General features: G+C 72.1%; 10 protein-coding genes. 3 read left to right on the forward strand and 7 right to left on the reverse strand.

What is annotated here, in order from left to right; all coding sequences use genetic code 11:
- The first annotated feature begins 11 nt into the window (after positions 1 to 11).
- Positions 12 to 1,190 carry a hypothetical protein gene (locus WMF24_RS21625; RefSeq protein WP_437738322.1) on the forward strand — a complete coding sequence of 393 codons (1,179 nt, stop codon included), beginning with the start codon at positions 12 to 14 and terminating at the stop codon, positions 1,188 to 1,190.
- 141 nt (positions 1,191 to 1,331) lie between these two features.
- On the opposite strand, the gene WMF24_RS21630 is transcribed toward WMF24_RS21625, so the two are convergent.
- On the reverse strand, positions 1,332 to 2,783 hold the full coding sequence (locus WMF24_RS21630) for a peptidoglycan-binding domain-containing protein (protein ID WP_437738323.1): 1,452 nt from the start codon (positions 2,781 to 2,783) through the stop codon (positions 1,332 to 1,334).
- A gap of 137 nt (positions 2,784 to 2,920) precedes the next feature.
- On the opposite strand from WMF24_RS21630, the gene WMF24_RS21635 reads away from it, so the two are divergent.
- Positions 2,921 to 3,307, forward strand: a complete 387-nt coding sequence (locus tag WMF24_RS21635) for a PAAR domain-containing protein (RefSeq protein ID WP_437738324.1) — start codon at positions 2,921 to 2,923, stop codon at positions 3,305 to 3,307.
- Positions 3,308 to 3,336: 29 nt separating this feature from the next.
- The gene (locus tag WMF24_RS21640) at positions 3,337 to 4,992 is read left to right on the forward strand and encodes a peptidoglycan-binding protein (RefSeq protein WP_437738325.1); all 1,656 of its coding nucleotides are present in this window, start codon (positions 3,337 to 3,339) and stop codon (positions 4,990 to 4,992) included.
- Between the two features lie 295 nt (positions 4,993 to 5,287).
- On the opposite strand, the gene WMF24_RS21645 is transcribed toward WMF24_RS21640, so the two are convergent.
- The 6 genes from WMF24_RS21645 to WMF24_RS21670 are packed head-to-tail and all read right to left on the reverse strand — an operon-like array spanning position 5,288 to position 14,885.
- Positions 5,288 to 7,453 carry a type VI secretion system Vgr family protein gene (locus WMF24_RS21645; RefSeq protein ID WP_437738326.1) on the reverse strand — a complete coding sequence of 722 codons (2,166 nt, stop codon included), beginning with the start codon at positions 7,451 to 7,453 and terminating at the stop codon, positions 5,288 to 5,290.
- A 41-nt stretch (positions 7,454 to 7,494) separates the two neighbouring features.
- A complete protein-coding gene (locus WMF24_RS21650) occupies positions 7,495 to 8,865 on the reverse strand; it encodes a phospholipase effector Tle1 domain-containing protein (protein ID WP_437738327.1) in 1,371 nt (456 codons plus the stop codon).
- 15 nt (positions 8,866 to 8,880) lie between these two features.
- Entirely contained in the window at positions 8,881 to 9,297 is a 417-nt protein-coding gene (locus WMF24_RS21655; RefSeq protein ID WP_437738328.1) for a hypothetical protein, read from the reverse strand.
- Complete coding sequence (locus WMF24_RS21660) at positions 9,291 to 10,223, reverse strand: DUF4123 domain-containing protein (RefSeq protein WP_437738329.1); 933 nt, start codon at positions 10,221 to 10,223, stop codon at positions 9,291 to 9,293. Before WMF24_RS21660 ends, WMF24_RS21655 begins: the two co-directional genes overlap by 7 nt.
- Positions 10,224 to 10,229: 6 nt before the next feature.
- A complete protein-coding gene (locus tag WMF24_RS21665) occupies positions 10,230 to 12,476 on the reverse strand; it encodes a type VI secretion system Vgr family protein (protein ID WP_437738330.1) in 2,247 nt (748 codons plus the stop codon).
- A gap of 48 nt (positions 12,477 to 12,524) precedes the next feature.
- On the reverse strand, positions 12,525 to 14,885 hold the full coding sequence (locus tag WMF24_RS21670; RefSeq protein WP_437738331.1) for a DUF2169 domain-containing protein: 2,361 nt from the start codon (positions 14,883 to 14,885) through the stop codon (positions 12,525 to 12,527).
- Positions 14,886 to 14,972 lie beyond the last annotated feature (87 nt).

Consider the following 14,972-nt stretch of genomic DNA (forward strand, 5'->3'; position numbering starts at 1 on the left):
TACCTGTGTACATGAACGATGGTACGAGGAAGCATCGGTATCGCGGCGCGGCGGCCGCATCGCTCGTCAGCGCTGTCGCGCTGACGTTCGTCGCTTGCGCCGATCTCCCGGATTCGACGGCACACGACGGTCTGGAGCCGGCGGCGGAGCTCCCGGCCCTGACGGGGGACGAGTCGCCCCTGACGGCGGGCGAGTCGACGACCGAGCCGGCTCCCGGCGGCGAGGTCACGATGGAGCAGGCGTTCGCCATCGCGAGCCGGGCCGCGGACGCCTATCAGGACCACGCGGGCGCCCACGGGGCTCGCTTCACGGTGACCTCCGGGGTCGTCGACGCGACCAGGCTGGAGATCGGGGCCGATCGCACCTGGCAGCTCCACCTGGGCTCGGACCTCTTGCGGCCGCCCTTGACGCCCGACGTGGCTGCGCTCATCGCGTGCCACGAGATCGGCCATGCGCTCGGGGGCTTCCCCTTCAAGCGTACACCTGCGCAGGACAAGCAGGTCGAGGGCCTGGCGAATGGGCAGTACGGCACGGTGAGCAGCTCGGAGAGCCAGGCGGATTACTTCGCGACGAAGGAGTGTCTCCCGCGCCTCTGGTCCGCGGAGCGCGAGGCGAACGCGAGCTTCCGCGAGACGGTGACGGAGTACGCGAAGACGCGCTGCGACGCGGCGTGGGGCGGCGCGGATGAACAGAACCTGTGCTATCGGCTCGCCGCTGTCGCCGAGGACTTCGGTCGCTGGGCGCGATGGGGCGATTCCCGTCCTGTCCCCGATCTGAGCACGCCCGACACCAGCGAGGTGACGGTGACAGATGACGATTACCCGTCCTTGCAGTGCAGGGTGGACACCGCGTTTCAGGGGGCGCTCTGCGGGACCAAGTTCCGCGGCACCGCCATCCCCGGCCTCATCCCGCCGTACGAGCAGGTGCTGACGTTCAGCCCCGAAGTGGAGGCGGCCGCGGCGCCCGACTCGTGCACCGAGGGGCCGGGGTCGCGCCCGCGCTGCTGGTTCGCTCCGAACGCGACGGAAGTCGACTGCTCGGGCATCCCCGAGCTGGGGATGTGCGACGTTGTCGATGGGCAATCCGTGACGGTGACCTGCCAGCCGGACACCGGCGTTCAGACGTTCGTTTGCCCGCCGGGTGGCCCCTGCGGGGTGGATGAAGACGGCTGGGCGGGCTGCGGCTTCTAGAACAACGATCACGTTGAGCGAGCGAGAAATGAACCGCCAAGACGCCAGAGACGCCAAGAAGAAGACAATGTCTTGGCGTCTTTGGCGTCTTGGCGGTTCGAAGCTCTGCGCGTTTCAGGCGGGTTCAACCCGTTTGTTGCTCTAGGCCCGGATCGTCGCGCCGTCGATGTGCGCGGCGAGGTCGGCGTACTTCATGCGAAACCGGCCGCAGCCCTCGGGGAGCGGCGCGCGGGGCGGGGCGCCCTTGCAGCTGTCCGACCCCGCGGGGTTGCGCAGGATGACCGAGGCGGGCTTGCCGTCGGCCCCCCGCTCGATCTTCTCGGCCGCGACCCAGTGATAGCCGCCGTCCCATTTCAGGAGAACAGGCACCTTCTCGCCGCGCCCCATCGCCCCGGCGACCTCGTCGGCGACGGACGCGCCGCTGCGCAGGAGCGACGAGACGCTCGTGTAGCTGCCGCCCATGACGTCCTGGAACAGGCTCGTGAAATTGCCGAGCGGGACGCGCGAGTCGCCCCCCAGGGCGGCCCAGAACGAGTCGTTGTCCGCGGGGTTGTCGTAATCGAAGATCCAGCTCATCGCTGTCGCGTGGTTCATGAGCGCGGACTGCAGCAGCCTGTCGATGTCGACGCGGCCCGAGGCGTCGCGCAGGATCGCGTTGCGCGGCATCCTCAGAGCGCGGCCCGAGCGGAGCGTCACCTCGCCCGCCTCGCGCGTGATCCCGTCGAGGATCCGCACGAGCTCGGCCGGATCGACGCGCAGCAGGACGTACTCCATCGTCCCCGCGCCGCACGTGCCGTGGCCTGCCCCCTGCTTGACGCGGAGCGGGTTGTCCACGTGCCGGATCGCCTGCGCGAGCACGAGGTGCGGATCGATGCCGCCCTCGAGGACGAGCTTCGGGTCGCGCCGGACGCCCGCCATGGTCGCGAGGTTCGGCAGGAGCGCCCCCGTGTGCAGCCGGCCCGCCGCGAGCAGCCTGTCGAGCGCTGCAAGGGCGCGCGCGTCGCCGCCGAGCGCGCGCCGGACCTCGTCGAGGCGCGCGCTCCGATCGGGGGCGAGCGCGCCGGCGGCGGCGCGCGCAGGGCCATCGCCGACGGAGTCCACGGCGGGCGGCGGCGAGTCCGGGTCCGGCTCGGCCCCGGGCACGACCTGCGGGAGCCCGCTGCCGTCCTTGAAATAGCCCTGGTCGTGGCGCGAGGGCGCGGCGGACGCCTGGACCGCGGACGACGCGCGGCCGAGCGCCGCCACCGCGTCGGGGCCGAGCCCCGCGGCCCTGGCCAGGGCCTCGTCGAGCGGCAGCGGACGCCCCGCCGCGAGGCGCCTGTCGAGGGCGGCGATCGTCGCGGCGTCGACGATGCCCGTCTGCGGCAGGCCCTCCGCGGCCTGCAGCGCGACGACGGCGGCGTGCGTCTTCGCCCCGAACGAGCCGTCGGCCTTCATCGGGCCGCCGATCGCGCCGAGCGCCTCCTGCAAGGCGCGCACGCCGTCGCCGTGCGCCCCCTGCGCGAGCGTGGCCTCACCCGCCGCGACCGATCTCAACACCTCGTCCGACGCGAGCGCGGGGGCGCCGAGCCCCGTGTTCCCGCTTTCGCCCATGGGATCCCTCCGGCAAGCGCGAGGCGCGCTGGGTCCGTCCCAGCATACTACGCCGCGCGCGGTTCTCGCCCGCACGGCGCGATCCGTACTATCATCGCTCCGGACGGACGCGACGGCCGCCGCGGAGACGAGACTCCATGCCCCCTGCCGCACGGATCACCGACATGCACACATGCCCCAAGGTCGAGCCGGGCCCCGTGCCGCACGTCGGCGGCCCCGTCCTCCTCGGTGAGCCCACGGTGCTTGTCGGGTTCCAGCCCGCGGCCCGTGTGGGCGACACGCTCACCTGCGTCGGACCGCCGGACTCCGTGTCACAGGGCGAGAAGAGCGTCCTCATCGGCAACAAGCCCGCGGCGCGCATGGGCGACCCGACGAGCCACGGCGGCGTGATCGTGGCGGGGTGCCCGACCGTGATCATCGGATCCTCGGCCCAGGCGGAGACCCTGAAGACCGACGAGCCGTTCTGCGAGGAGTGCGAGCGCAAGCGCAAGGAGCGCGAGGCGCGGCAGCAGCGGCGAGGATAGGCCTGCTGCGCGAGGTCCCCGGGAGCGTCATGCCCAGCCACATCGTACATCAGGGAGAGTGCCTCTCGTCGATCGCGAAGCGCTACGGCTTCGCCGATCCGATGGTCATCTGGACCGACGCGGCCAACAAGGAGCTCCACGACCTGCGCGGCGGCGACGCCAACGTGCTCTATCCGGGCGACGTCGTCGTCATCCCCGAGCGCGGCGCGGCAGCGTCCGGACAGGCCGAGAAGAAGAGCGTCGTGTCGCGCGCGCTCGAGAACACCACGGCCCCGCCGCCGACGAGGAGGCTTCACCTCATCCTCCGCGGCGCCCGGGGGCAGCCGCTCGCGGAGAGGGCGTTTTCCCTGGAGGTCGCTGGAGAGACGCTGACGGGGACCACCGACGCCGCGGGGGCGCTCGTCCGCGACGTGCCGGCCGACGCGGCGAGGGCGAGGCTCGATGTGGAAAGGTACGGCTGGGACCTCGACATCGCGCACCTGAACCCGATCGCGAACACGCCCGACGAGGGGGTCTCCGGCATCGTCGAGCGCCTGAGGAACCTCGGTTACATGGCCGATCCGGAGCTCGAGCCGGTCTTGCCGGCGGCGATCCGCGCGCTGATGCGGTTCCAGGCGGACTTCGGCCTCCCGGCGACGGGTCACGCCGACGACGACACGAGGGAGGCGCTCGAGGCCGCCCACAAGGGAGAGGCCGCGCCCGCAGCCAAGGAGACGCTCCCCCGGGACGAGGCCGCCGCCCGCGCTGTCGCCGTCGTCGAGGCGCTCCCCGCGGCGCCTCCCCTCTGCGCCACGCTGGTCAGAAAGGCGAAGAAGGCCGGCGCGAACGCCGTGTCGCCCGGGACGCCCAACGTGCTGAGGCCCGCGCGCAAGGGGACGTGCGGCCTGTGCGCCCATCACGAGGACTGCCTCGACAACGATCGCAACGTCCTCCTCGCCGTCGCCGAGATGGCCCGGCGCCTCGACGGCGACGCGGCGGCGTTCCTTGGCGTCATCCACCTCGCGACGGGCCACACCACCTCGCCCCGCGTCAAGGACCCCGGCTCGAGCGCCGTGGGCCTCCTCCAGCTCACGCCGGGCGCCGCGGCGGAGCTCGGCACCTCGACCGAGGCGCTCGCGGACATGTGCCGCCTGGAGCAGCTCGAGATCGCCGAGGCGTACTTCAGGGCGCAGAAGCAGGCCTTTCCAGGGGCCGACTTCCGGAGCACCCGCGACGTCGCGCTCGCCGTGCTGGAGCCGGCCGGCCTCGACCCGGCCCACCACCTCCTGGGCGTCTCGGCCGCGATCTGCGATGGTCCCTTCTTCGACGATCCCGGCGCGGGCCGGATCGAGGTCTCCGACGACATGACCGCTTATTTCCGGGCGCACAGGAGGGAAGCGACAGGCCGGACGATCCGCTCGAAGGACGGCCAGCTCCTCGGCGTCGACGAGCGGGCGACCTATCACACGGCGATGAGGGGCGGCGAGGAGATCCGCGTCACGAGGCGCCAGCGCGCCGTCTACAAGCGCAACCCGGGCCTGGACAGGGACGGCGACGGGGTCCTGACGCGCGACGACTACGGGGCGGCCGTGGACGACCTCATCGCCGGCTGCGCGAAGGAAGCCTGCGACAAGGCGCGCGCGCTCCAGGCAGCGCTCCCGCAGGAATACCAGATCACCGTGCCCGGCGCCGCGAAGAGGGCCTGAGCCGGGCGCCCCTGCCCTCACCGCGCGTCGCCATTCAGCCGCTGATCCTCGGTACGGGAGGCGCAGGTCCTTCGCTGCGCCACCGCCGAACGGCCCCTGTTCCACACACCAGGAGTCTGGCCAGGGATCCAGAGGGGGATTTCAACGCAAAGGCGCAATGGCGCAAAGACGCAAAAATGCACAGATTTGTTTTTTTGCGTCTTTGCGTCTTTGCGCCTTTGCGCCTTTGCGCCTTTGCGTTAAAAATCTCTCCGCTCACGAGGCAGAGCCCCGGCAGGATCTCTGACCCGAGGTACTACCCCACCGGTGGCACCCGAACGACGGCCTCCACGGGCTCCTCCGGCGCCTCGGCCTTCGGGCCCTCGCCCTTGCCGGCCGACCCGCCCGCATTGATCTTCACGAGCGTCCCCTTGATGGTCACCCCGGTGCTGTCGATCTGCAGGAACCCCCCGGGGCCCTTCACCGTCACGCCCCTGTCCCCCTCGCCGACGACGTCCTCGCCGGCAGTCATATAAACCGCCTTCCCCGCGGCCAGGGCGTGCGTGCCGCCCACCTTCTCGTGCTGATCCTCCAGCACCGTCAGCGACTGCGCGCCGTCGATCTTCTGCCGCCGGTCCTTCTTCACGTGGGTGTGAAGGGCCTCCTCCACGCGCTCGCGCCGCTTGCCCTTCACCACCTCGTCCACGTCCTTGCCGACGAGCCGCTCGTGGAGCCCCTCGGTCCGCTCGATCTCCGCCTTCCTGACCCAGTGCGCGCGCTGGGCGCCCACGAGGAGCGCCCGGTTGGCGCCTGTCACCTCCACGCGGTTCAGCCCCGTCACCTCGGTCCGGTTCACCCCCGTCGTGTCGGTCTCGCTGCCCAGCACCTGCTTTCGTCGATCGCGACCCACCGTGATCGTCTCGTCGTTCTTCACGAGCGCGCGGAGGTTCTTCTCCGCCTGCAAATAGAACAGCTCGTCTCCGCTCGCGTCGTCGAGCTTTACCTCGTTGAACCCGCCGCCCCCCGGCGAGGACTCGCTCTTCCAGGTGCTGATCGTCTTGCTCGCCGGCAGCGCGTAAGGCACCGGCTCGATCGCGTTGTACGCCCGGCCCAGGATCACCGGCTGATCCGGATCGCCCTCCAGGAACGTCACGAGCACCTCCTGGCCGACGCGCGGCAGCAGGAACATGCCATAGCCGCTCCCGGCCCAGCCCTGGCTCACGCGGATCCACATCGACGCCTCGGGGTCCCTCACCCCCGCTCGATCCCACGGGAAGTGGACACGCACCCGGCCGTGCTCGTCGGTGTGGATCTCCTGCCCCGGCGGACCGACGACCCGCGCGCTCTGCAGGCCGTGAATCCGCGGCTTCGGCGCCCGGAGCGGCGGCGCGTAGGGCGCGTCGGCGAAGACGGCGCGGCCGGTCACCTGCCAGACATCGTCGTGCGTGCCCTCCATCGAGAGCGCTGTCACGAGAAGCCTCGGCGCGCCCGCGAGGTCCGGGTGCGGGTGGCCGCTCATCGTGAACACCGTGCCCGCCCGCAGGTCCGCCGCGTTCGTCGAGAAGGCGACGGCGAGCCTCCCCGCGCGCTCGCCGTCGAGCGCGCGCGCCGCGCGCGCCTGCGCATACGCGGCGTCGTGCCGCGCGAACCCCTTCGCGTCGGCCACGGGCGTCCCGGCCGGCTTGCCCGTCTCCACGAGCGCGCCGCCGGGCGCGTACCGGTACTGCTCGTACCTGTCCTCGGGCGCGCCGGCCCGCGGCGCCTCGCCGGTGACGAGCACGCCCGGGCTCCGGAAATCGACGTCGCGGACCGTGTACGCCCCCGGGCGCACCTCGTGGACCAGCGAGACGCCGATCAACCGCTCCATTTCGAGCGGCGCGCTCGCGCTGTGCAGGAACGGGATCGGCGCCGGCCGCGCCGCCCCGTCGTTCAGCCGGTCGCTCAGGAGCAGCCGCGAGCCGCCCTCGTCCTCCGGGAACGCGTAGGCGATGCCCGCCTCCTCGAGCAGCCGGCTGAAGAAGTCGAGATCCGACTCGCCATACTGCACCTTCGCCTCGAGCCTCGGATACAGCCCGCGGTCGATGTCCCAGGCGCGCTCGATGCCCCACTCGCCGAGCAGGGCGTCGAGGATGTCGGGGATCGCGAGGTGCTGGAAGATGCGGTTGTTCGTGCGCTGCGTGAGGAGCCACAGCGCGGGGACGATGTGGATCGAGTACAGCGACAGCCCGCCTGGCTCGACCTCGACGAGCTCCATGTGGCGCACGAGGCCCGAGAGGCGCCGCGCCCCGCCCGAGAACGCGTGGCCCGGGTCCGCGAGGAACGTCGCGCGCGCGCCCACGATGGCCGACAGGTCGACCGACGGGTCGGGCGTCCGCGCCCAGACGGTCGCGCTGAAGAGCGTCGATATCGCCTCCTCCACGGCGAAGCGGCGCACCGAGAGCGACGGATCGAGGCGTTCGAACGTGAGCTCGAGGACGGGCATCTACGGATCTCCCCTGGGAACTCGGCGGCCGGCGCGCGGCGTCACTTGCTGCGCGAGGCGTTGAAATAGACGGTCCGCTGGCGCACCGGCGGCCTCGGGCGGCCCTCGTACCAGTCGACGAGGTTGTCGATCGGGTTGTCCAGCCAGTCGCTCAGCTTGTTCAGCTTGTCCATCGGCCGGTCGAGGAACGTCGTCGGCCCGAACTCGTCGAGCTGGTCGTGGATGTACTTCGCCTTGAGGTACATCCACGACTTCAGCATCGCCCGCGTCACCGATACCTCCTTGTACTCGTCGTTCGCGAGCGCCTGGATGTACCGGTCGCCCAGGATCGGCCTGCGGTCGGCGCGGTACCGGTTGTAAGCCGTCCGCAGATCGCCCGGGACGACGGTGAACGCCGCCGGCAAGCCCGACAGCGCCGAGAGCGGCACCCCCTTCTGCACGCTTCGCTTGTGCATGTCCTCGAGCGGGATGTGCGCGAGGTGCACGAGCTTGCCCTGCTCGCCGGGCCCGTAGCCGCCGCCCACGTCGGCGTGCGCCCCCGGATAGGCGATCTCCTCCATGTTCCTCGGCAACGGCTCCTCGCCGCCCACCGCGTTGACGAGCCGCCGCCACGCGCTCTTGCCCTTGATCGACTGGACCGAGAAGAAGCTCCGCCGCTCGTCCTCCGCGATGTAATGCGACGTCCACGCGACCCAGCCCGAGTCGACGTTGAAATCGTATTCAACGTCCAGGTCCTTGCCCGCCACCGTGAAGGATCCGACCGTGTCGAAGATGCCGAGGAACCACATCTTGAGCCCGCCGAGCAGCGGATAGACCTTCACCGGCACGAGCACCGTCCCCGACACCGAGTTCCCCATCGCGATGTAGTCGGTGCGGGGCGCCGCGTGCGTGTTGTCCACGCGGAACTTCTTGATATTGTTGACGAAATCGCGTGCCAAGGCGGCGCCGCGGCTGAAGCCGTAGACGTCGATGATCTTCTCGACGGCGAGGTGGTTCTTTCCGCGGTTGAAGAACTCGTTGAGCTGCTCCCGGCCCCAGTCGATGCGCTTGCGGCCGCCGAGGCCCGTGCCGCCGCCGAGGATGTCCTCGACCTTCTGGCTCACCGCGCCCGACTTCACCTCGGAGCCGACGCCGATGTGGTACGCGGACGTCTGCACGGTGCCCTGGCGCTTGTACAGCTTGAAGAGCTTCGCGACGTTCGTCGGGTTCTTCCGGGCCCAGTCGACGAACATGTTGTTGCCCGTGCCGTCGAAGAACACGCCGATGCGGATGCGCCCCGCCGGGCAGCGCTCGGTGCCGGACGGCGGCTCGTTCGGGAGCGCGCTCGCGCACATCTGGTTGTAGCTCGCCTTGGCCTGCGCCGGGGGGCCGCCGCCGATCGGCTCGTTCGCGTCGATGCTCCTGCCCTTCATGCGCCCTCCAGCACCTCAGCCCTGCCCACCGCCGCCGTCCGCCTCCTCGGCGCGCGCGCGCGCCCAGTACGCGACGGGGTCGCACATCCGCGCGGCCTCCTCCCACTCCAGCTCGCTCAGGTGCGCGAGCAGGGCCTCCACCCGCTCGTCCGGCGGGATCGACGCGTCCGCGAGGACGCGCGCCGCGGCGGGGTGCTCGTCGAACGCCGGGCAGAGCTCGATCATATGCGCGACGAAGACCGTGAGGCTCGACTCCCACGTGAGCCCGTGGCCGCGCCCGCGCTCGATCCCGTGCCGGATGCGAAAGCGCAGCTCGTCGTCCGACAGGCTCTCTGTCGCGGCCCCGTGAAACCGCCGGAAGTGCCCGAGCGTCCGGTCCACGAACGCTGGATCCCCGGCCTCGCTCATCTGACGGCGCTTGACCTTCAGCACGGCTTGCCCCCCGGGCGCGCGTAGCGCAGCACGTCGAGATCCTCGCTCTCCATGTACATCTCGCGGACGTCGCCGAACAGATCGGCCTTCTGGAGCGGCGTGCACGTCGGCACGAAGGCGCGGAGGACGCCGGGGTCGTAGAAGCGGAAGTAGAGCCGGTCCCCTGTCTCGTCCTCCTCGACCATCAAGAAGCGGCGGAGGTGGCGCCGCACCTCGCGGAAGGGCAGCGGGCACGCGAGGAAGATCCCCCACCGCTTGCCCCAGCCCTCGTCCACGAGCCGCTCCAGGAGGCCGCCGTCGCCGCCTTCGCCCTCGACGTCGATCGAGAGCCGGACGAGGTACGGGGCCACGTCCGCGAGCGACTCGCCCTCGAGGCCCTCGTAGAGCGATTGATACGGCGCCACCGACTCGCGCAGGAGCACGAGGATCCGCGCGCTCCGCGCGGCGTCGAGCACCGCGTAGAGCGGCGCCGGCGCGCGGCGCAGCCGGTCCTTCGCGACCCGCCGGCAGTATGCGCGCTGCTCCGCGGCGCGCGCCGCGAGCTGCCGCAGGAAGGGCGCGTCCGGCGCGTCCGGGTCGATCTCGCCCTCGTCGTCCTCGTCGTCCTCGTCGTCGCGCGGGGTCGCCGCCTCGATGTACGCCATGAGATCGGTCCCGCCCGCGCGGATCCAGGCGCCGTTCTCGAGCTCCGCCTCGGCCACGGGCTCGCCGCCGACGAGCGTGCCCCGCGCGCTGCCGAGGTCCCTCAGGCGGAGCACGGCGCCGTCCCAGCGCACCTCGAAATGGAGCGCCGACATCTGCGCATCCCCGGGGATCGCGAGATCGGCCCTGTCGACGCGGCCGACGCGCAGCCGGCCGCCCGGCGCGATGGCGGCCTTCTGCCCCTTCATGGACCCGTGGCGGACCTCGATGATCGCGCGCTGCACGGGCACCTACTGCGCTATCCCCGTGAGCGCCACGTTCTCGGGCTCGGGCTTCACCGGCTCGACCACCACCGCCTCCTTCGCCTCCTCCGGCGCCTCCGGCTGCGAGCCCGCGCCGGACCCCGCCGAACCGCCGCTGTTGATCTTCACGAGATCGCCCTGGATCGTCACCCCCTGGGCGTCGATGCGGATGAACCCGCCCGGGCCCTTCAGGGTGAGATCCTTCGCCGCCTCGATCACGAGCGCGGTGCCCGCTTTCAGGTGGATCTGCTGGCCCGCCTCGAGCGCGTGGCTCTTCGCGATCTTCTCGTGCCGGTCCTTCCCGATGGTCAGCGACTGCTTGCCGTCGATCTGCTCGTTCCGCTTGCCCTGCACGCGGAGGTGGCAGTCGCCCTCGACGCGCTCGCGCTTCACCTGCCGTATCACGATGTCCTGATCCTCGCCGACGAGGATCGCGACGCCGCCGTCGGTGCGCTCGATCTCGTCGCCGATCACGAGCTTCTCGTGCGATCCGCCGACCACCGTGACCCGGTTCACGCCCGTGATCTCGGTGCGGTTCACGCCGGTCACCTCGGTGAGGTTCGCGCCGGTGGTCTCGGTCTCGTTGCGCACGACGAGCTTCTGCCGGTCGTGGCCCACCGTGATCGCCTCGTCGTTCTTCACGAGCTTGCGGAGGTTCTTCTGGGCCTGAAGGTAGACGAGCTCCTTGCCCTTCAGGTCCTCGAACATGATCTCGTTGAAGCCGTTCGAGCCCGGCGACGAGTCGCTCTTCCAGGTGCTCCGCGTCTTGTGGTCGGGCAGCTTGTACGGCACCTTCTGCGCGGCGTTGAACACGCAGCCGACGATGACGGGCTGATCCGGATCGCCGTCGAGGAAGCCGACGAGGACCTCCTGGCCGACGCGCGGGATGACGATCATGCCGTATCCGGTGCCCGCCCAGCCCTGGCTCGCGCGGATCCACGAGGAGCTGCCGTCGTCGAGCCTGCCCTCGCGATCCCAGGGGAACTGCACGCGCACGCGGCCGAACTCGTCGACGTGGATCTCCTGGCCCGCAGGGCCCACGACGGTCGCGCTCTGCACGCCCTCCACGCGCGGCTTCGGCGTCCGCTGCGGGGGGAGATACGGCACGTCCGTGAACACGGCCTGCGCGGACATCCGCCACTCGAGCGTCGGGTCGCCCTCCACGGCGCACGCGCTGACGAGCAGCGTCGCCGCGTCGTTGAGCTCGGCGTGCGGGTGGTGCTCGAAGGCGCAGATCGACCCCGGCATGAGATCGATCGCGTTCGTCTCGAACGAGACGAGCCGCTTGCCGGCGCGCGCGCCGAGGAGCAGCCGCTCGGCGCGCGCCTTGCCGTACGCCTGGTCGTACCGCGCGACGCCCCTGTCGTCCGCGACCGGGGTGCCGCCGCCCTTGCCCGTCTCGACGAGGAACGCCCCGGGCTCGTAGCGGTACTGCTCCAGCCTGTCTTCTGGTACGGGCGGCGCGGGCGACCTCGGCGCCTCGCCGAAGAGCGGATAGGCCGGGTTGCGGAAGTCGTGGTCGCGGATCGTGAGCGCGCCGGGCCGGACCTCGTGGGCGAGGCGCACGCGGGTGACGAACTCGGTCTCCGTGACCTGGTTCGGGCTGTCCACGAAGCGCAGCGGGCCGCCGGCGCGCGGCGCCTCGGCGTGGGGGCGGTCCACGAGCGTGAGCGCGGAGCCGCCGGCCTCGTCGTTCGCGAACACGTACGCGATGCCCGCCTCCTCGAGCAGGCGGCTCAGGAAGGCGTGGTCGGTCTCGCCGTACTGCACCCTGTACTCGAGCTTCGGGTACTGGCCGCGGTTGATCTTCCACACGGGCTCGACGGACCACTCGCCGAGGAGCCTGTCGACGATGTCGGGTATCGCGAGGTGCTGGTAAATACGGTAGTTGCGGCGCTGGGTGAGCAGCCAGAGCGCGGGGACGATGCGCAGGTGGTACGTCGATACCTCGAGGGACGTGCCCGTGGTCTCGACCGCCTGGACCTGCTCGATGTTGCTGACGATGCCCGCCCAGAGGCGCGCGCCCCCGCCGATGCCGCTGAGGACGGACCGGACGCCGCTCGCGGCGCGCAGCGACGCGGGCTGCCCGACGATGGCCTGCAGATCGATGGAGTGGCTCTCCGACCGGGCGACGACGGAGACGGTGAACAGCGTCGATATCGCCTCGTCGACGCGGAACCGGTGGACGGAGAGCGAGTCCTCTCCGCACGCGAACGAGAGCTCGAGGTGCGGCATGCGCGGGTCCTTGCGAGGAGGAAGGGCTGGTTCGGCGGTCGTCATCGTTCAGCGGCGCGAGGGCAGCGGCGCCACGCGGGCCAGCGCGAGGACGCGCAGGGCGATGGGGTGGGACTCGTGCTGATCCACCTGGAGGTGCAGCTCGGCGAGGATCCGCGCCCGGAAGCGCTGGTACAGCGGGAGCTGCTGCGCGAGGGCCTCGGGGAGATACGCCGGGAGCTGCTGCGATGACCCGGGCGGCTGGAGGAGCGCGCGCAGGTGCGGGCCGCCGAAGACGGGGCGCCGCTGGTAGTGCCGCTGATCGAGGAGCGCGCGCTCGGCCTGCGTCCTGAGGTAGCCCGCGGGGGCAACGCGCTTGCCCTCGAAGGCCTCCTTGATCCGCGTCGTCAGGCCCTCGGCGACGGCCGGCGCGCTGCGGAGCTCCGGCAGCTTCAGGAACTCGTGCGCCGGCGCGACAGCGGCCCTCAGCTGCTCGTCGCCGCCCACGAGCGGCGTCGCCGCGGTGACCGTCGCCCTGAGCGCCTCGAGCTCGTCGAAGGCGAAGATCAGCTCGCCGGCGAGCAGGCAGACCGGCGGGACGAGCTTGCCGCCGTCGCGCACCGCCTCGATGACCGCGTCCTGCGCGCCGTCGGCGTCCGTCGCGCCGGCGCGGGCGATGATCTCGAAGATCTCGCGGTGATCCTCGACGGCCATCGGGTCCTTCGCGAGCGCCGGCTCGTCCGCCTCGCGGTCGAGCGGCCGCTCGTCGAGCGCCTCGAGCAGCGGGCGAAAGGCGGGCTGGCGGCGGACGCGCGGCACGCTCTCCGGGTCGAACCAGATCAGGTGGACGATCTCGGCGGGACCGGAGCGCGCCGCGGCGGCGCCCCGCGCGGCGGGCGCGCGGGGAGGCGACGGGGCCGGCGCCGAGGCCGGGGCCGCGGGCGCCGGATCGGGCCGCAGCGCGGCGGCGACCGCGGACGAGCCGATCGTGGCCGCGGGCGCGGGATCGGGCCGCGGTGCGGCGGCGACCGCGGACGAGCCGATCGTGGCCGGGGACGCGGCGGAGGCGCGCGCGGCGCCGGCCGCCCAGGGGCTCTCGACGATCGCGGGCTGCGGCGCGACGACCGCGGGCGGCGGCGCGACGACCGCGGGCTGCGGCGCGACGACCGCGGGCGCGGCGACGAACGGCACGCCGGCGAGGCGCTGCGACGCGGCCGGCGACGAGGGCGGCGTCGCGGCGCTCGCCGCCGCGACGAACGGGAGCGCCACGCCGCCGGCCCCCGTGGTCGGCACCGTCTCGCCGAGCGCGCTCGCGGGCAGCTCCACGCGGCTGGCGAGGTCCCCGCGCCGCGCAGACCGCGCGCCGGCGCCGCCCGGCGCGGACGAGGAAGGCGCCTCGCGCCCCTCCCCCGGATCGCTGTCGCGCCGCACCGACGCGCTCGGCGCGCTGAACAGCGCGCTCACCGGCGCGCTCGCGAGGCTGACGCGCACCGCGCCCGCCTCCTGCGGGTGCGCGAGCGGGATCTGCCCGCGCCAGGTGAGCGCGCACAGGCCGCGATCCGTGTGGATCCACAGGAGATCCGGCCGCAACGCGACAGGCTGGGGGGCCTGCCCCGGCCGCTCCACGTACGCCTGCGCGCGCTCGCCGGCGAGGCGCGTGACGAGGCGCGGGTGCTCGGGGTGGAGGTTCTCGAGCGCGATGCGCTCGTCGCCGCGCAGCGCAGCGACCTGCTGGTCGGGCGGCGCCGCGTTGAAGTACGACGCGTCGAGGTCAGGCGGCAGCGGGCTGCGCTGCCACTCGCCCGACGCGAACGCCGCGGCGTGGCGCCCCAGCCTGGACCGCCGCGCCGGCCACGAAGGGGCGATCGGGCCGAAGCCGGCCGGCTCGATGACATCGTCCGGGCCCGAGATCACGGTGCCCGGCGGCACGAGGTTCGGCAGCCGGTGCGCGCCGTAGGCGTCGCGCGCGCCGGCCGCGATCCCGACGGCGTTCGCCGCGTCGGCGCCGCGCGCTGCGCGCTCCCAGAGGAGCGGCATGCGCGCGAACGGCTGCCCCTCGCGGAGCGCGCCCTCCCTGGTGAAGCTCCTGTCGCAGAAGACCTCGATCGATTTATCGATCTCGCCGACCGAGAGCCGGGCGACGAGCGATCGGACGGGCACCTGCCCCGGCGCGAAGGCGTGGCCCACGAGCACGACGTCCGCGCGCGGGCGGATCGGCACGATGTCGGTCGAGGCGTACAGGCTGAAGGCTGGGTCGTCGCGCCAGTGCGCGTCGGCCTCGCGCAGCGGCTCCTGCTCCGGCGCGAGCGGCGACTCGCCAGGCCGCAGCGCGAACGTGGCCTTGCAGGCGAACGTGAGCATCCACGCGTCCGGCCGCGGCTGCCACAGCAGCGAGGCGACCGGGAGCGGGCCGAGGGCAAGGACCTCCATTCGGGCAAGCATACATAATTGCGTCCAGAACGTGAAATTCACCGTCGGGCTGTGTTTCTGACTTCACGGCGTGCCCGCAGCGCCGCG

The sequence above is a fragment of the Sorangium sp. So ce1335 genome (assembly GCF_051521615.1).
GTDB lineage: Bacteria > Myxococcota_A > Polyangia > Polyangiales > Polyangiaceae > Sorangium.